The following is a 17,947-nucleotide window of genomic DNA, read 5'->3' on the forward strand; positions in this document are numbered from 1 at the left end:
TAGGTCTTTCACAGGATTACTTATCGTTTCACTACAGACGGGAATCGAAGTATATTACGACAATGAAAATCGCCATGGATCGGTATGGCAAGCACTAAGTAATATGGAGACTCCGGCTTGAGATACCTTTACCTGCTCGTTCTCCTGCCCCTGGCTTTGGCTTCAGGCCATTCGGCGGCCCAGGTGAACATCGAAGCGCTGCGTGGAGACACGGGCGACACCGGTTTCTCAGGCGCCTTGGCCCTGAGCCTGGAGATGCATACGGGGAATACGGACCTGAAGGAAATCGGACTGGAAGGGCGATTGGACTTCGATCATCCCAAGGTGCATACGTTTTTGCTTGCCCGTAACGACTTCGGATGGGAACAGGGCGAGCGTTTCGCCGATGAAGGACTGATCCACCTTCGCCAGCACTACCCCCTGCCTGGACGGTTCGGCATCGAGGCGTTCACCCAGTACAACTATGATACGACCTATCGGCTCGATGCCCGCGCACTGGCCGGCGGAGGGCTTCGATTCCACCTGGTCGAGTCCGAGGCTTTCCAGCTGTGGGAAGGCGCTTCCGCCTTCGTGGAACACGAGCGGCTGAGCGAATTGATGCCGGCGGATGACCACCCTGACAACGCGACCGTCGTCCGCTGGAGCCACTATCTGTCATCGAGAATCGCCGTTAATGACCGCGTCGTGTCCACGTGCACGGTCTATTTCCAGCCGCTGTGGAACGAGATCGGCGACACCCGCGTCCTCGGCGAACTCAATCTGGAGATCGACTTGGCCGGACCGCTCGTGCTGTCCCTGAATTTCGTCACGCGCTACGACAGCCGACCTCACGAAGGCGTCAGCAAGTTGGACACGGTGCTGGAAAACGGTTTGGCCGTGACTTTTTAGGATGGCAAAAGGTGGAAGAGAATCATAAGTTTAAGCCAGGGGCCACGGCCTAAACACAGGAGACCAGGAAATGGAGTTCAACGACCAGGTAAAGCAGGATTTCGACCGCGACGGCTTCGTGCTGCTCAAGGGGTATCTGTCTCCGGCGGAAGCGGCCGAGATCAACAGCAACATCGACCGGTTCATCGAAGAGGTGCTACCTGGTGCGCCGGATACGACGGCCTTCTACGAAGACAAAGCGGATCCGTCGTCCATCAAGCGGCTGCAGAACATGGCTGAACTGGACCCGTACTTCGACGGGCTGTTCGGTTCCTACGGTTTTGCGGAACTGGCGGGATTCCTGCTCGCGGACGACGTGCTTCCCAAGAATCCCCAGTGGTTCAACAAGCCGGCCAGGGTGGGCGACGTCACCCCGCCCCACCAGGACGGCTTCTATTTCATGCTGGAACCCAACGAGGCCGTGACCCTGTGGATCGCCTTGGACGAAATCGACGAAGAAAACGGATGCATGCGTTACGTGCGGGGGTCGCACCGGCGGGGCATGCGTCCCCACCGGACGTCCAACATACTCGGGTTTTCGCAGGGGATACCCGATTTTTCCGACGAGGACAGGGAACGGGAAGTGGCCATGCGCGCCAGTCCCGGCGACGTCTTCGCCCACCACAGCATGATCATTCACCGGGCGGACGCGAACCGGTCCGACCGCCGCCGCGCCGCCCTTGGGCTGGTGTATTTCGCGGCCAGGGCAAGGAAGGACGAAGAAAAGGCCGAACGCTATCGCCAGGAACTCTTTGCCCGGTGGGAAAAGGAAGGCAAACTCTAACGGGTGGCGCGCGGCGACAGCCGGACCGCTATACCGGGCTGTTCCTCGCTACTCCTCGCTATTCCTTGCGTTCCGCGTCGCGGTCTTCGGCGAGTTGCGCGCCCCACAGGTGCATGGTGTTGACCGGCTTGCCCTGTAGTTTCAGGTAGTAGAACAACTGCCCCTTGTGCTGAACCAGGTGTTGCACCATCTCGAGCATGCGATGGCCAAGCACGGGCGTGGATGGGTCCCACGGCGCGGGGGCGGGTTCGTTCTGCATCCTTTCCTCGCCGGCAAGCTTGAGCATTTCGAAGGCCAGGTCCCGATCCGCCGCGAGTTTTTCCTTTGCTTCCGCCACCGAGGCGACGGTGGCCATTGCTTCGGCCGGGGGCAGCATATCCCCAGATCCCATGTCGTCCGCGCTGACGCCTTCGGGCAAACCGAAGTCGCCGGTTACGAATCCCTTGATCGCCATGCCGCAAGCTTCGCCCACGTGAAAAAGCAACTGGCCCGTCGTCATCCAGTTGTCACCCGACGACGGTTTCCAGTCGAGATCCTTATCCTCGACGAGGTCCATCAATCCGTCTGCCGCCTGGTAGGAGTAATGCAGTTCACGAGTCAGTATTTCGGTCCAGTTCATGTTTTATCCTTTCAGGGTGTGGTCTGCCACGCGCCTTCATTCAGTTCCACAAGCGCAATATAGTTGCCGCAGGAATCGTCGAAAATGGCCTGGATGCCGAAGTCCTGTTTCGTCGGGTCCACGCTGAACCGGACACCCAGCTTCTTCAATCGTTCGTACTCGGAAGCGATATCGTCCACGGAAAACACGATGGACGGCATCCCCGAATCATATAACTCCTTGTGGTAAACCTGGGACCACTCGGTACCCTTCGGTTCCAGCAGGAGGGTCGTGCCTTCGGGTTCCTCGGGAGAAGCTACGATGGCGAGACTGGCCTCGGGCACGAACATGATCTCCTTGAAGCCCAATATCTTCGTGTAGAACTCGTGCGCCTCGATGGGATCGTTCACGAACACGCCCGTCATTTCGATTCGCATTTTCTACCTCCATGGATCCGAATCGTTTTATGATGGTTTAATTGCGGGCACCGCAAACCGCGTTTCAAGCGGACAGTCGACGTAAGACCGATTCAGCCACCGGACCGCCTTAGTACGTCCGCAATGCGCGTTCTACCCCCTGCATCGGCATGATCCAGTGCGGTATTACCGGCACCGTCCTTCGCGTGGATATCGGCCCCCGCTTCGATCAGCAATTCCGTCACTTCGTGGCAGTCGTCGTCTTGCGACGCGTTCATGATCAGCGGCGTTCTGCCGAAGAAGTCACCCGGCTGCAGGTTGCGCGAATTGACGTCCGCGCCGTGATCGAGCAGCACGCGCACCGATTCCGGCTGATGCTCCGAGGCCCAGTGCAGCGGCTTGCCGCCGTACAGGCCGGTTTCGTCCGCTTCCACGTCCGCGCCGGCTGCCAGCAGGACACGGACCACCTCGATCGCATCATTGTGTGCCGCCCAGTGGAGAGCGGTCTCGAATATCGGCCCCCTTTGAAAAACCGCCAGGGCATCCCGCTTCGTATGCTCCTTCACGATCTCCACCCAGCCGCAGCGCGCCGCCATTACGATCCCGATGCCGAGCCCGTTCGTACCCGCCGCCCGATGCGGGATCTCCTCCAGGAAATAGCGCCTGACTTCCTCCTGCTTTTCCCAGTGCGCCACGATCACCGGAGGATAGTGGTACGGCGTGTAGGGATGTATCTCGGCATCCCGCGCCACGAGCTCCTTCACGATGTCCAGCCGTCCGTGACCCGCGGCGCAGTGAAGCGGCTGGCGTTCGTTGATGCCGCGGTCGGGATTGACCACGTCAACCAGCCAGGGATGCGCATCCAGGTTTCGGACTACTTCGTCCAGGTTTCCGGTTCGAATGGTTTCGAAGAAACCCGCCACGTCCACCTGTCCGTTCCGACGATGATCTTCAGGCACTATATTCGACCCCGCGTGTTGGATAGGATGCATGTTTCTTAAACCAGTTCAATGTACGAATGGCCCGGGTATGACGCCACAGGTTTTGGCTGATTCCGGCCAACAGAACCGATGGGCGAGATGTTGACACATACCGGGCCCATACCTACATTATCATACTATATACCGGTGCTGGGTATTCAAGCGTATTGCGAGCATGGGAAGCCAGGAATCCAGGTGGATTGCGGGCACGGAACAGGAGCGATTATGGGAACGGTCAGGGTGCTGGTGGGCACGCGGAAAGGGGCGTTTATCCTGTCATCGGACGGCGCCCGAAAGGACTGGAGCGTCGACGGTCCGCATTTCGGAGGTTGGGAGGTCTACCACATCAAGGGATCCCCCATCAATCTGGATCGCCTCTATGCGTCCCAGGGCACGGGCTGGTTTGGGCAGCTGGTGCAGCGATCGGACGACGGTGGAAAGAGTTGGGACCCGGTGAGCAACGAATTCACCTACGAGGGAGAGGTGGGCACCCACCTCGATTTCGACGACAACCCGCGTCCGTGGGCGTTCAAGCGGGTCTGGCACCTCGAGCCATCGCTCTCCGATCCGGAAACGGTGTACGCGGGCGTCGAAGACGCGGCGCTCTTTCGCTCGACGGACGGGGGCCGTTCCTGGCAGGAACTGGCCGGCCTGAGGAACCACCCTTCTGGCTCGGGCTGGCATCCCGGCGCGGGCGGGCTTTGCCTGCACACTATCCTGCTGGACCAGGGCGATCCGGACCGGATGATCGTCGCCATATCCGTGGCGGGCGCATTCCGGACCCTGGACGGCGGTGCGTCCTGGCAGCCGATCAACAAGGGCCTGCATTCCGAATACATGCCCGAGCCCGAGGCCGAGGTGGGCCACTGCGTGCATCGACTCGCCATGCATCCGTCCCATCCGGACGCGCTGTTCATGCAGAGTCACCGTAACATCATGCGCAGCGACAACGGAGGAGATCACTGGAAGAATGTGAGCGGCAACCTGCCCAGCGACTTCGGCTTCCCGATCAGCGTGCACGCCCACGAACCCGAAACGATCTACGTCGTCCCGATGAAGGGAGACTCCGAGCACTACCCGGACGAGGGCCACCTGCGCGTCTACCGGAGCCGGACCGGCGGGAACGAATGGGAACCGCTGTCCTCGGGGCTGCCGCAGAAAGACTGCTACGTCAATGTCCTGCGGGACGCCATGGACGTGGATATGCTCGATGACTGCGGGATCTACTTCGGGACTTCGGGTGGCGCGGTCTACGTATCCCCCGACGGCGGAGATCACTGGAGCTCCATCGTGGAGAATCTCCCACCGGTCATGTCCGTCGAAGTCCAGACCCTCCCATGATACGCGTCGTCCTGCCCTATCACCTGCGTAACCTGGCGGGTTGCCGGGACAAGGAAGTCATCCTGCGGGTCGCCGGCAGGGTCGTGACCCAGCGCAAGATCCTGGACGCACTGGAAGCACGCTTTCCACAGCTCGGCGGCACGGTCCGTGACTACGGATCGGGATGCCGCCGGCCCCTCGTCAGGTTCTTTGGTTGCGGGCGGGACCTTTCCCTCGAATCGCCCGACGCGCCGGTACCGGAAGCCATCGCGCAAGGCGAGGAGCCCTACCGAATCGTGGGTTCGGTGGCCGGCGGGTAGCGGAATCAAGGCGCACCGAGCTCCTTCAATACCGCCAGCTCCCGGCTGGTTTCTCTCCATTCCGGACCGGCGGCGAACCGCTCCGCGTATCCCAGCGGTGTCAGCTCCAGCACTTCCTTGAAGAAATGGTCTTTCCTCTTGTGGATGCAGTCCATGACCAGGCCGTTGTCGCCCGGATTCGACTGGATAGACGCCGCCACAGCCAGGTCGGGCTGCAGGTCCAGCAGGTGTACGAATACGTGAAAGCCCGTCCCCTGGTTCGTGCCGATGGCATGAAACAGGGGCGTCTGGCCTCCCACGCCGTTCCTGCCCACCGCAACTCGCGCGTCGAGATCGGCCCCGTGTTCCAGCAGCATGGCCATCGCATCCAGTTCGTGAAACTCCACGGCCACGTGGAGCAGCGTACTTCCCCGCAGGGTCAAATGATTGCCGTAGTCGAGCGAAAAACGCGCCGTGACGAGTTGTTCGTTCGTTTCGAGGCGGGCTGCCAGGGAATCCAGATCTCCACGGTGGATGTCCATGACCGGACCGTCTTCAAAAGTGGCGCCATGGTCGATCAACAGGTTAATACAGGCGTGGAGATGGACCGGGCTCGACCGGGTATAGGTCTGCAGGAAACCGTACAGCACGTCGCAGTCCCACCCTTCGTTCCGCGCGTCGTTCGGGTCGACGCCGACGGCCAGCAACCGCCGCAGGTGTGCCAGGTCATGGCCCTCGCAGCAGCCGAAGAGCGAAGCAGCCAGGTCATGGATGTCGGCGCCGGCCTGCAGCAGTCGCGTCGTCATGCCGACCCGCGCCAGCATGTCGGCGAGCACCAGGGGCTTGACCGGCCGCTCCCTGCCTCGACGATCGATCCAAATGCAGGGCGTCTCCACCAGTTCGGGCCTGGAGGTGATCACCGTTTCGAAGGCGGGCAGGTCATTGCGCACGATGGCCTCGCCCAGTGCGTGATCTTCGGCCAGGCATTCGGTTTGTGGCATGATCGATTACGCTTCGTTGGTAATCCGTTCTATTTCAACATTTCGACGATTTCCTGGTGCCCGGCTTTCTCCGCCCGCGCCAGCGGGGTCGCCCACTCCGCACTGCCGCCCCGGGGATCCGCACCCCGGTCCAACAGGAACGCCGCCAGGTCCCGGCGTCCCCAGCGCGCGGCCCATCCCAGCGGGGTGGAGCACCATTCGTCGTCCACGGCCTCGATGGTTGCGCCCCGGTCCAGAAGCAGGGCGGATTTCTCCACGTCGCCGATTACCGCCAGTTTGTGCAGGTAGGTGACGCCGTGCCAGTTCGCATTGTTGGGATCGGCGCCATGGTCGAAGAACAGGTTCAGCATATCGAGGATATCGTCATTGGGGGTCAGGGCGCGCCCGTCCAGGTGCCATCCCTTGCGCCGGCGGAACGCGTACCCCATGTAGTTGTTGGCGTACCAGGGCCGGTTCAGTTCCGCCCCCGCCCGGATCAACATTTCGATGATCTCCCTGCGCGCGAAGCCCGCCGCCATGCAGAGCACCCCGTAATCGCCGCCATAGTTGGCCAGGCCGGGGTCCGCGCCGAGGAGTTCGCCGACCACGGGAATGTTGTCCAGCAGCACGTACATGCTGATGTCGGCCGTCGCCCCGTGCCGGTAGAGCAGGTTGATCATCTCCTGTTTCTTCCCCTGGCCCAGGGCCTGTGATAGGGGCACGCCGCTGGACTCCACCGGGGCGTTGGGATCGGCGCCGTGATCAAGCAGCAGTTTCGCCGTTTCCAGGTGATTGCCGGCCACGGCTTCGTACAGCGCGTGTCCCCTGGGCGCGTTGTGTTCCGGGGCGTTGGGATCGGCGCCGTGGTCCAGCAGCAGTTGCACGATGTCGGTGTATCCCTGTGCTGCAGCACTGAACAGCGGGGAGTGTCCGCAGGTATCCTGGTCGTTGGCCAGGTTTCGATCCTGGGCAAGGAGTGTCCGCACGCGCCGGTCGTCACCCAGGGCGCACGCGACCGTCATGCTGTAGTTCGCTCCTCTTGCTATCAGGTATCCGGTGAGCAGCGGATCCAGGCCTCCCCTGGACTTGCGCGCACGGAACACGGCCACGTGCAGCGGTTTGCATCCATCCCACCTGACCGGATCCGGTTCGGCCCCCTTGTCCAGCAGCAGGGCCGTCATTTCCAGGTTGTGTGCTGCCACGGCCTCGTGGAGGGGTCGGTTGCCCCGTTCATCCGAGGCGTTGATCAACTCGGGAGAAGCCTCGAACAACGCGCGGGTTTCCTCCAGGTCGCCTTGACGGACTACTTCGCAGGCCCGTTCGCCCACGGGCGGCGCACTGTACCTGGACGCGATGGCGTCCGTCAGAAGACCGGCGATCTCGTCGTACCCACGGTCCCTGGCCCGTTCGAGCGGCGGCACGTGATAGTCGAGTCCCGATGCCGACGAAGGGTCCGCGCCGTGGTCGAGCAACAGGCGGACCGCCTCCGTGTGCCCTTCCCGTACGGCGAAGTGCAGGGGCTGGTAGTACGCCCAGTTGCCGTTGGCCAGGCCGGGGTCTTCCCGCAACAGCGACCTGACCCTGTCGAGATCGCCTTCCACCGCGGCCAGCAGCATGTCCCATACCTTGTTCGGATTGCCATCCATGAAATGACCTTGCTCGCTCTTGAAATCGGGTCGTATCCAATCCATAACTCGGTCTCCGAATGTATCGTTTGCAGACGGCGCGTAACCGTTCAGTTCACTTGACAATGTGCGGAGCAGACTCGGCTTCAACTTGCCCCTTGCTTCGTACAGCCTTTTGCGCACCGTGCCCGCTTTCAATCCCATGAATCTGGCGATTTCAGGTGCTGAGTAGTCCCCAATATACCGAAGCACCGTTACTTCTCTCAGTGTTTCCGGCAATGCTTCCACCGCGCCGCGGACTTTATCGCTTATGTCCCTGCGCACGGCCCGGTCCAGGGGACTTTCCACCGCCGCCTCGATGTCCCCCTCCATGGGTACGAGTCGGTGGTTATCACGTCTCCTGAACCGGAAACACTGCCACTGTATGATCCGCCGCAGCCAGGACGGAAACGAAACCGGGTCGCGAAGCGACTCGATGTGCTGCCAGGCGGCGATGAATCCCTCCTGCGCGGCATCTTCCGCCAGGTGCCTTTCACGCAAAAGGCCCAGCGCGTAGCCGAAGGCCATGTCCTGATAGTTGGCCACCACCTTGCCGAAAGCGGCACTGCGATCCTCATGGGGTAAGGATTGGTCGGCTGATACCCGTATGTTGTGCTTTAGATCGTCTGTCATCTTCCGTGATTGTGACGATGCGGTGTTGGTTATCCTGCTGTCCACTCGTGTTACTTCAGTGTCATTTTCCACGCCAGGTGTTACAATATCGTTGAAGTATCCCGTGTAACGGACGCGAAGCGGGCTGGCCGTTCGGGAGACCTGTCACGCGCGGGGGCGCGGCGAGAGGCCGGCTTCAACAAGAGTGACGGTATCTGTTCAGATAAAAAACCGGAGGGACCGCACGATGCAGAACCTTAAAGTGAACGCGCTCCGGGTCTTCGTCCCGTCAAAAGACTACGAAAATTCAACCCGGTTCTACGAGGACCTCGGATTCGAAGTGGCCTGGGCCGCGGACGAAGTGAAGGAGATGCGCATCGAGGGATTCAGCTTCTTCCTTCAGAACTACTATCAGAAGGAGTGGGCGGACAACTTCATGATGCAGCTGAAAGTGGCGGACCTGGACGCCTGGTGGGCGCACATCGTGGAAAAGGACCTCGCGGCACGCTACGAAGGCGTCCGCGCCGCGGAGCCGAAAGTCTTCCCCTGGGGACTTCGAGAGATCAATCTGATCGATCCGGCCGGCGTGCTCTGGCACATCGCCCAGGATGCGGATTGACCTTTCTTATCGCGAATGATCATGTCCCGCCGGAACCGTAATCGGCCAGAAGGTACTGTACGGCCAGGTTCGTGTAATCTCCCCACCGGTCCGCGAAATCCCGGATCTGATCCTCGGAAATGCGTTCTCCGTTGAAGTAGTGCCGCTCGATGGACCGTTTGACCGCGAGATCGCCGGCGGCGATGACGTTGCCCCGTCCCAGGTAACGCGCGAGAAACCAGTCCGCCGTCCACCGTCCGATCCCCACAAGGGCCGTCAATTCCCGTTCAACCGACGCGTCGTCCTTCTCCGCGAGTCCGGCCAGGTCGATTTCGCCCTCACGAATGGAACGCGCCAGGTTCAGGATGTACCGTTCCTTCTGTCTCGAGAACTGCAACGGCAGCAGATCGCCGGGCACCGCTTCCGCCATTCGGTCGGGCGTCGGAAAGGCATAATGGGTTTCGCCGCTGAACACGTGAGGTTCGCCGTATTCGGCCACGAGCCTGCTCCGCACGGTATAGGCGAATCCCAGGTTGATCTGCTGGGCCGTGATCGAGGACACGATCATCTCGAAGGGGTCGACCTGCAGATTGGGACGCAGGCCGTGGTGGTTTTCCACCGCGGCGGAAAGGACCGGGTCCCCGGACGCGAACGCGTAGAAGGCCTGCAGCGGGAAGGACAGGCCAAGGATCTTCCCGGCTGCCTTGATCGCCTCGTCGAGCACTTCGCAGGACACCTCGTCGATCGCCGGGGAACCCGATCTGGCAGCCCCGTCCGGGGGCGTCAGGCGCAATTCGATCCGGTCTTCGACGCCGTACAGGGACAAGAGACACGGTCCCCCGGCTGTACGGACCACCTTGCTGAAGACGCCCGCTTCGAACCGGTTGGCGAGGTCGGTGCCATACCGCCGGTACCGGTCGAGCGTGGCCTCGAAGTCGATGATCGTACCGCTGTCCGCTACGGTATGTACCACGTTTCTGATGGTCTGGTTAACCCCTTGCATACGTCAGCGTTACGGTCTTTCAGAATGACGCATTCATGCCGGAAACCGAAGAAGCAATTACGATTCCAGGGGCTTCCACAGTCCGACAAACGTTCCCTCGTTGTCCGCGATCCACGCGAAGTGGCCCATGCCCGGGACTTCGGTTGGAGGTACGATGGACGCTCCACCCAGTTCCACGGCCTTCGCGACGTATGCGTCCAGATCGTCAACCTGCACATAGACCAGCGTGTAGTTGTGCGGCTCGTGACCGAGGGCGGAAATATGCCCTGTGATCCCTTCATCGTCCCCGGTGTCGATCATGGACGCATGTTCATGCGACTCCATGTTCCACCCGAACAGGTCGGCGTAGAAGGCCTGGGTTTCCTCTCGATTCTTGCATCCGATCTCGAAATGCACGACGGGATTCGACATTGCGCGCTCCTCTCTGGTTGTGGTGCGTGTTGCTGCGGTTCTTTCTACGTCTTGTACTTGTCATTGAGTCCGTGGCTGGCCCGGATCATGGGCAGGATTTTCTCCAGGCGCCTGGCCCTGGTTTCCGCCCGTTTGGCCTGGGAGATATACTCGGTGTACTCGCGCTGCTTGCCCGGTGTAAGGGCGTTGAACCGCTCGCCGGCGTCACGGTCTACCGCAAGGGCGCCGGCCAGTTCATCCGGTATCTCAACCGGCTTCTTCCTTTCAGCCTTGATCGCTTTTCCCTGCCGCTGGTTATTGATGGACTCGGCCACGTAGGCGCGCAACTGCGGTTCGTCGATCTCTTCGACCGCCTGAAACCGCCATTGTCGCATGGCCCGGGTCCTGCCTTCCTGCGCATTGACCAGGACGCCTTGTTCGTCGCGCAGCAACGCGCCCTGGAAGAACCAGACGCTCACGAACTCCTTGAACGCCCCGATGCCCGCCACATTCTTGCCTTCATGGGTATAGCAGGGCTGACCCCACTTGACGGTCTCTTCGACCTCGCATTCGTTCATGATGGCGCGCAGTCTTCCCAGCAGGGAGCGCCATTCCACGTGGCCATCCAGGTAGTCTTCAACCGATTTAAAACGTTGCACAGTTTGTCCTTTCAGGGAACAAGAACTAGGGCGAGACTTCAGACGTTCCCGATGGGTATTGCTGAGTGCTCAGCGTGTTTCCGAATAGACTGAGCCGTCCGGACATGGCGGCCTCCACGTCAAGTTCGTATGCGTGAGCGACGGTCGTGACGATGGGCCGGATCTGCTTCTCGACGTAGTGCCCGTAGTCTATGGGGGCCATGATCCGGTCCTCCGGTTGCGGTCCGTCAAGGGTAATCACGTACCGGATGACACCCGTAGGATTTTCCATGAGCCGGGCCGCCTTGACGTGGGGAGGCACCGAACGGGTGTAGGATTCGACGGGCTTGCGCAAATTCTTCCGGTAGACGAGCAACTCGTCCCGGCGGCCTGAGCGGACCTCCTGGACCCAGTGGTAGATTTCTTCTTCGATCTCGTTGCCGGGCACGTCGTGAAATACCCGGTCGAGCAGCACGCCCTGCAGCCGGTGGGCCAGGTCGGTCCAGTCCCGTCGTACGGCTTCCATGCCCACGATTTCCACGCGGTCGCCATCGGTTCCGCGCCGCAGGCCCGCGTAACCCTTGGCCCTGCCGCGCTCGACGTCGCCCCGCATGGAAGGCAGCAGGAACCGGTGGTAGCACTTTTCGAGTTCCAGTTCGAGGAAAGACGCCACTCCGTATCGTTCCCTCACGTGCGCGGCTAACCGGGCATTGATCCGGTCGCATACCTTCCTTCCCATATCCGTGGCCTGGTCCGATTCCGGACTATCAGCAGGATCGAGATCCACGAACACCGAATCCGTGTCCCCGTAAAGTACTTTATAGCCGTCCTTCTCCAACTCATCCCGGCACCACTTCAGGATGTAGTGTCCGAATTCGGTGATCGCACCGGCCAGTTGAGGCGCGGCGAAGCGGCAGGAAGCGGAGGCCAGTACGCCGTAGAAGGAATTCATGACGATCTTGTAGGTATAGGAGGCGAGTTCGTCCCCGGTAGTCCTGGCCTCCTCGCGGCGCTTGAAAAACTGTTCCAGCATGGAAGGCAGAATGCCCGGGGTACGGGAGAACCGTGCGCCATTGGGGGCTTCGATAATGCTCCCGGGCTGGTCGCCGTCGGACACGCGGCCAGGTTCCGCACCGGACACGCGGCCGGGTACCCCATCGGACACGCGGCCGGGCACCGTGCCCGTCTCGTCCGATGCCGCTTGCTGGCCCTGGATATGCGCCAGGGGATCGATGTTGTAGGTGCGGATGATGGATGGGTAGAGACTCTTGAAGTCGAAGACGAAGACGTTTCGGTAGAGCCCTGCTTTCGCGGGGATGATCAACCCGCCCGGCGCGCCGGCGCCCGGGGTGCGGTCCACGCCGGTCGTCGGCGCCACCATGCCCCGTTGATGTAGGGCGTTGATGTAGATGTTGTCGAAAGCGGCCACGCTGACCCACGCCCGTTCCAGTGGCAGGCCCGTCAGCAGCCCCCTGCGCAGGGTCAGGTTGATCAGTCCTTCCGCCTCCAGGATGTCGAGTACCAGCCTCGCGTCCTCGAGACAGTAGGCGCAGAAGGTCGCCCGGTCCTCGCGATAGACCTCCGTGATCTTCTCCGCCCTGGAGCTCCCCTCGTCGTCCTCCAGCAGCTTGCCCCGGCCCAGGATGGCGTTGGCCACGGTGTCCAGCCGGTAGTCCTCGAACCGCTGCAGCGTGCCGCGCAGCAGATGCAGGGCGTCCAGGATCTGCCGGCCATGGATCACCATGGTGCTTCCGCCCCAGATTTCCCCGGACCGGTACCAGGACTGGTCATCGGTCCGCCCGAGTTGAAACGGCACGTTCAGATCCCTGAAGCGTCGCTGCAGGACCTGCAGGTCGAAGTCGACCAGGTTCCATCCCGTGATCAGGTCCGGATCCATTTCGAGTACACGGGACGAAAGGCCGCGCAGCATCGATGCCTCGTCGGCCCAGCAGACCAGGTGCGGGGGGTCCCCGTCGGCCGGTTCGCCGACCATGTGTATTTCTACCGCTTCTATCCCGCCGTCCGAACCCGACAGCACCAGGCCCACGGCGTAGATGGTGGTCGCTTCGGGGTCCGTTTCGATATCCAGGGCTAGCACGCTGAAGGCGGGTTCCCAGTATTCCGGTTGAAGTTCGGGGTTGGCATAGACCCGGTCGACCCGGTCGCCGGATATCCAGGCGCCGCTGATCTTCACCCCGCCCCGTAGGCCTCGTCCGATCAGGTACTGCCTGGCGAAGGGGATATCGCCTTCGTAAGTCCGCGTCTGTTGGACCTCCAGGCTCTTGACCAGGTTGCGCTGGTCGCGCACGCGCTCGAACTGGATGCCTGCCACGGGTTCGCCGTCCATGGTGGTGTATTCCGATGGGACCACCCGGGCGGAAATCCCGTCGGAACGGATCCGGGCGTCGAGCTCACGTTGTTCCGACACCCGGACGTAGAGTGTGGGCGAAACCCGGTCGTCCGTGAACTGAAAAGTCTGGCCGTTTTGGAGTTTTCCGACTCCGCAGATCACGTCCCGGCCGTTCTCCGCCCGATGGAACACGTGGAGCAGGTAGCCCACGTCTTCGGGCGCGGCCGCCCCGCCGGGCGCGGATTCGTTGCCTGGAGCGGATGCTTCACCCGCGGCGTTTTTATGCGGTAGCGCGTTGGACATGGCTCAAGTGGTCTCGGAGAAACCGGCCGGTGTAGGACGCGTCGATCCCCGCCACTTCCTCGGGCGTGCCGGTGGCGATGACTTCACCGCCGCTGTGGCCGCCTTCGGGACCCAGGTCGATGATGTGGTCGGCCGTTTTGATTACGTCGAGATGGTGCTCGATCACCACGACGCTGTGACCGGCTTCGATCAGCCGGTTCAGGCTGGACAGCAGGTGGACGATGTCGGCCAGGTGCAGCCCGGTGGTGGGTTCGTCCAGGATGTACAGGATATGGCTGCCCCGGCGCAGCTTGCCCAGTTCGCTCGCCAGCTTGATGCGCTGGGCTTCGCCACCGGAGAGGGTGGTGGCGGACTGGCCCAGCGTGAGGTAACCCAGACCCAGCTGGTCCAGCGTCCCGATCTTCTTCGCGATGGAGGGCCTTTCTTCGAAGAAGGTGACCCCCTCTTCGACGGACATGTTCAACACGTCGGCGATGGTCTTGCCCCGGTAGGTCACTTCCAGTGTTTCCGGGTTGTACCGGGCCCCCTTGCAGGCCTCGCAAGGCACCTCCACGTCCGGCATGAAGTAGAGTTGGGTGGTGATCGTGCCCTCCCCGTTGCATTCGGCGCAGCGTCCTTCGGCCACGTTGAAGCTGAACCGGCCGGGCCGGTATCCGCGGGATACCGCTTCGTCCGTTTTCGAAAAGAGCGTCCTGATCTGGTCGTAGAACCCGATGTAGGTGGCCGGGTTCGAACGGGCGTTACGGCCGATGGGCGACTGGTCTATGTTGATGACATGCTTGATGTGCTCGACGCCTTCGAGCCGGTCGTGGTCTCCCGCGAGCACACGGCTGTCGTACAGCTGGTTGTACAGCTTTTTGAACAGCACTTCGTTGATCAGCGTACTTTTCCCGGATCCGGATGCACCGGTCACGCAGACGAACTTTCCCAGGGGAATCTCGACGTCGATGTCGTTGAGGTTGTTCTCCCGAGCACCCAGGATGCGCAACGATTTTCCGGTGGACCCGCGCCGTATCTGCGGGGTCTCGATGGTCCGTGCGCCCGAGAGATACTGGCCGGTTGGCGACGCGGCACAGTGCAGGATATCGTCGAGCTCGCCCTGCACCACCACCTCTCCGCCGTGCACGCCCGGTCCCGGTCCCATTTCCACGATGTGATCGGCCGCCCGGATGGTCTCCTCGTCGTGCTCCACCACGATGACCGTATTGCCGAGATCGCGCAGTTGCCTGAGCGTGCGGATCATCTTCACGTTGTCGCGGGGATGCAGACCGATGCTCGGTTCGTCCAGCACGTACAGCATGCCCATCAGGCCCGATCCGATCTGCGTGGAGAGCCGGATGCGCTGCGCTTCGCCGCCCGAGAGGGTGCCGGCGCGACGGTTGAAGTTGAGGTAGTCCAGGCCGATGCCCAGCAGCAGGTCGAGCCGGCCGATAATCTCCCGGATCACCTGACGGCCGGCCAACTCCTGGCGCCTCGCGGGTTCGATGGCTTCCAGCTCGGCGCGGAGTTCGTCGAAATTGATCTCCCCGAAATCGTGGACGGTGCGGCCGTTGATCCGGAACAGGTGCCGGGACTCCTTGAGCCGGGATCCCTCGCAGTCGGGGCACACCCGCTCCACCATGACCTTTTCGAGCCAGGCTTCCATGCCCGAACTGGCCACCTGCTTCTGCCGATACCGCTTGTAGTTCCGCTCGATCCCCTTGCCGATTCCGCCGAAGCCCCATGGCTTACCGAGCAGCTTGTGGTCGGGTTCCTTCGCATCGGGCGGCGCCAACAGGGGGAATTTGTCCGGCGTGCCGTCGAACAGCACGTCCTGGATATGTGGAGGTAACGCACGGAAAGGCGTATCGAGGCTGAACCCCATGTGCACCGAAAGGCTGTACATGACCCGCCCGGACCAGGTATCCGGCTTGTAGTTGAAGGCGTCCTTGACGAAGCAGCCGTCCCGGATGCTCAGCGACTTGTCCGGTACCAGCAGGTCCCGGTGCACGACCATGTACGTGCCGAGTCCGAGACAGGTCCGGCACGCGCTGGACGGATTGTTGAACTGGAAGTAGTCCGGCGCCAGGTCGCCCACCGCGAGATGGTGTTCCGGGCAGCCGAAGGACGCGTAGAACCGTTCGACGGCGGTTTTTTTGCGGCAGGCCGCCACGTGGATCCTGATGAACTGGTCCCCGGCGATCAGTGCGTTCTGAATCCCCTTGACCAGTTGTTTCTCGACACCTGGTTTCAGCACGAACCGGTCTACGATCACCTCCATGCGAAGGTCACCGGATTCGTCGACATCGACCTCGCCGCTGATGTCCACGGGCGTTTCGTTGATCACCAAGCGGCGGTACCCCTTCTTCCGGATCTCCGCGAAGAGAAAGTCGAGGTCCTCGCCATAGATCCGGGTAACCGGCGCGCGCAGTTCCACTTCGGTGCCTTTGGGCAGCGACAGCAGTTCATCGAGGATCTGCACCGCGGTCTTAATCGGAAGGTCGCGTCCGCAACAGGGACAGCCGGCGCGGCTGATCGTGGCGAACAGCAGGTTCAGGTAACTGCTGACATCGGTCATGGTGCCCACGGTGGAGCGTGGATTGCGCGCGACGGTCTTCTGCTCGATGGAGATGACGGGAGAAAGCCCGAAGAGATAGTCCACGTCCGGCTTGCCCACTTGCTGGATGAACCGGCGGGCATAGGAGGAGAGCGACTCCATGTATCGCCGCTGGCCTTCCGCGTAGATGGTATCGAAGGCCAGGGAAGATTTCCCCGAACCGGAAAGCCCCGTTACCACGATCAACCGGTTGCGCGGCAGTTCTACCGTGATGTCCCTGAGGTTATGCTCCCGGGCGCCCTGTACCAAGATCGTCGTGCGGGGACCGTTACCGTCGCCGCTTTCGATGGCGTGCGGGCCGGCCGATTCGGGATCGACTGATGCGGTACCGGTCGAGGCGGGATCGGCGGATGTACGCGGCCGGACCGGGATTTCGGACATGCCCATGCTCCTTAATCACCGTGCGACTGTTCGCCCACGGCAGCCGTAGTATCGCCCACGGCAGCAGCAGAATCACCCGCGGTAGTAATAGAACCCGAGTTCCTCGTACTCCACGTTGCTCTTCAACGTGAGACGCAGCGGGCTGGAAACCCGGGAAATGACGTCCTTGTCCGCGAGCCATTCGCACACGGTGGTAACGCCTCTGAGATTCATCTGGTTATCGAACCAGGTCTCGATCTCCGTGACCGACCTGGCCGATCCTTCTTCTTCGAGGTAGTCTAGAATGGGCTGGAACAGGTCCGGCAGGCGTTCCTCGAGATAGGTATCGATCAGCCCGAGTGCTTCACCTACCAGCGCTTCGGTCTTCGGCCGGTCGATCAGGTCCGTATACACTTTATTGAAAAACTCCGGATTGAGTTCCAGCGCCTGCTGGATGACTTCGCGACCGGCTAGCTGGCCGTGCATGAACACCTCGATCTTCGCGAGACTGCTCGCGCACAACATGATGTAGAGAAACGCGTAGTGAAGGTCGCGCCGGTCGTGAAACCACTTCTCTGCCTTGTACAGGGTGGGTATCACGTGCGATGCCGCGAGCATGAGCTGGACCTGGCGGTCTCTCGAATGCAACGCCTGGATGCCGTCGTACAGTTCCCGGATCGTCTCGTCGTGGGTGAAGAGCAGGCGGCTCCGGGCCAGGGCCGAATGCATAAACGAGCTTTGCAGTCCGCCTTCGATCATCTTCCTGAACGCGGAGCGCGGCTGCATGAAGACGTGGATGTACACGTCGTTCTCCAGGAGCGCGGCGCCTTCGGATACCTCGTCGTCATCCCTGCTGTCCCGGCGGAACAGGTCCTTGTCGTCCCGGGTGACAACGATCAGGTCGATATCGGATTTCTCCCATACCCGGTCGGCGGAGAGGCTGCCGAAGAGAATCGCCGCCAGGATGTGCCGGTCCTCCCGCGCCTTGCTCACGAAAGACGCGAGGGCCGACTCGAATTTCTGTTCAACGGTAGAGGTCGTGGTTTCCATCGGGGGATCCCCGGAAAGGCATCCAAAAGGATAAAGCGCATACCGCAAAACCGCGACCGGTCCGTGGATGCGCCCGTTT

Annotated in this window: 16 protein-coding genes; 5 read left to right on the plus strand and 11 right to left on the minus strand. The window is 61.7% G+C overall.

The annotated features are described in order from the left end of the window. Positions 1–117 precede the first annotated feature (117 nt). Entirely contained in the window at positions 118–888 is a 771-nt protein-coding gene (locus F4Y38_16200; GenBank protein MXY50822.1) for a DUF481 domain-containing protein, read from the plus strand. Between the two features lie 70 nt (positions 889–958). Then, a complete protein-coding gene (locus F4Y38_16205; protein ID MXY50823.1) occupies positions 959–1,711 on the plus strand; it encodes a phytanoyl-CoA dioxygenase family protein in 753 nt (250 codons plus the stop codon). A gap of 58 nt (positions 1,712–1,769) precedes the next feature. Here F4Y38_16205 and F4Y38_16210 read toward each other — a convergent pair whose 3' ends face one another. From F4Y38_16210 to F4Y38_16220, 3 genes are all read right to left on the minus strand, one after another. Next, on the minus strand, positions 1,770–2,330 hold the full coding sequence (locus F4Y38_16210) for a DinB family protein (GenBank protein MXY50824.1): 561 nt from the start codon (positions 2,328–2,330) through the stop codon (positions 1,770–1,772). Between the two features lie 11 nt (positions 2,331–2,341). Continuing rightward, positions 2,342–2,746 (minus strand): glyoxalase, encoded by a 405-nt coding sequence (locus F4Y38_16215; GenBank protein MXY50825.1) that lies wholly within the window; start codon positions 2,744–2,746, stop codon positions 2,342–2,344. A 92-nt stretch (positions 2,747–2,838) separates the two neighbouring features. Then, on the minus strand, positions 2,839–3,717 hold the full coding sequence (locus tag F4Y38_16220; GenBank protein ID MXY50826.1) for a hypothetical protein: 879 nt from the start codon (positions 3,715–3,717) through the stop codon (positions 2,839–2,841). Between the two features lie 213 nt (positions 3,718–3,930). Here F4Y38_16220 and F4Y38_16225 point away from each other — a divergent pair, with 213 nt between their 5' ends. Together F4Y38_16225 and F4Y38_16230 are read left to right on the plus strand one after the other, a co-directional pair. Further along, positions 3,931–5,046 (plus strand): exo-alpha-sialidase, encoded by a 1,116-nt coding sequence (locus tag F4Y38_16225; GenBank protein ID MXY50827.1) that lies wholly within the window; start codon positions 3,931–3,933, stop codon positions 5,044–5,046. After that, on the plus strand, positions 5,043–5,345 hold the full coding sequence (locus F4Y38_16230; GenBank protein ID MXY50828.1) for a MoaD/ThiS family protein: 303 nt from the start codon (positions 5,043–5,045) through the stop codon (positions 5,343–5,345). Before F4Y38_16225 ends, F4Y38_16230 begins: the two co-directional genes overlap by 4 nt. Positions 5,346–5,350: 5 nt before the next feature. On the opposite strand, the gene F4Y38_16235 is transcribed toward F4Y38_16230, so the two are convergent. Together F4Y38_16235 and F4Y38_16240 are read right to left on the minus strand one after the other, a co-directional pair. After that, positions 5,351–6,325, minus strand: coding sequence for a hypothetical protein (locus F4Y38_16235; protein MXY50829.1), 975 nt, complete (start codon positions 6,323–6,325; stop codon positions 5,351–5,353). A gap of 29 nt (positions 6,326–6,354) precedes the next feature. Then, positions 6,355–8,601, minus strand: a complete 2,247-nt coding sequence (locus F4Y38_16240) for a sigma-70 family RNA polymerase sigma factor (GenBank protein MXY50830.1) — start codon at positions 8,599–8,601, stop codon at positions 6,355–6,357. Positions 8,602–8,827: 226 nt separating this feature from the next. On the opposite strand from F4Y38_16240, the gene F4Y38_16245 reads away from it, so the two are divergent. Next, positions 8,828–9,199 carry a glyoxalase gene (locus F4Y38_16245; GenBank protein MXY50831.1) on the plus strand — a complete coding sequence of 124 codons (372 nt, stop codon included), beginning with the start codon at positions 8,828–8,830 and terminating at the stop codon, positions 9,197–9,199. A 19-nt stretch (positions 9,200–9,218) separates the two neighbouring features. Here the strand turns inward: F4Y38_16245 and F4Y38_16250 are convergent, their stop codons facing one another. From F4Y38_16250 to F4Y38_16275, 6 genes are all read right to left on the minus strand, one after another. Then, positions 9,219–10,181: a DNA-3-methyladenine glycosylase 2 family protein gene (locus F4Y38_16250; GenBank protein MXY50832.1), complete on the minus strand. Its 963-nt coding sequence runs from the start codon at positions 10,179–10,181 to the stop codon at positions 9,219–9,221. A gap of 57 nt (positions 10,182–10,238) precedes the next feature. After that, the gene (locus F4Y38_16255; GenBank protein MXY50833.1) at positions 10,239–10,592 is read right to left on the minus strand and encodes a VOC family protein; all 354 of its coding nucleotides are present in this window, start codon (positions 10,590–10,592) and stop codon (positions 10,239–10,241) included. Positions 10,593–10,636: 44 nt separating this feature from the next. Then, the gene (locus tag F4Y38_16260; protein MXY50834.1) at positions 10,637–11,230 is read right to left on the minus strand and encodes a hypothetical protein; all 594 of its coding nucleotides are present in this window, start codon (positions 11,228–11,230) and stop codon (positions 10,637–10,639) included. A 25-nt stretch (positions 11,231–11,255) separates the two neighbouring features. Continuing rightward, positions 11,256–13,862 (minus strand): DNA polymerase II, encoded by a 2,607-nt coding sequence (locus F4Y38_16265; GenBank protein MXY50835.1) that lies wholly within the window; start codon positions 13,860–13,862, stop codon positions 11,256–11,258. Beyond that, a complete protein-coding gene (uvrA, locus tag F4Y38_16270; GenBank protein MXY50836.1) occupies positions 13,840–16,839 on the minus strand; it encodes an excinuclease ABC subunit UvrA in 3,000 nt (999 codons plus the stop codon). Before uvrA ends, F4Y38_16265 begins: the two co-directional genes overlap by 23 nt. A gap of 72 nt (positions 16,840–16,911) precedes the next feature. Beyond that, complete coding sequence (locus F4Y38_16275) at positions 16,912–17,868, minus strand: nucleotidyltransferase domain-containing protein (protein MXY50837.1); 957 nt, start codon at positions 17,866–17,868, stop codon at positions 16,912–16,914. Positions 17,869–17,947: the final 79 nt, after the last annotated feature.

It is taken from the genome of Gemmatimonadota bacterium (assembly GCA_009838645.1).
GTDB lineage: Bacteria > JAAXHH01 > JAAXHH01 > JAAXHH01 > JAAXHH01 > JAAXHH01.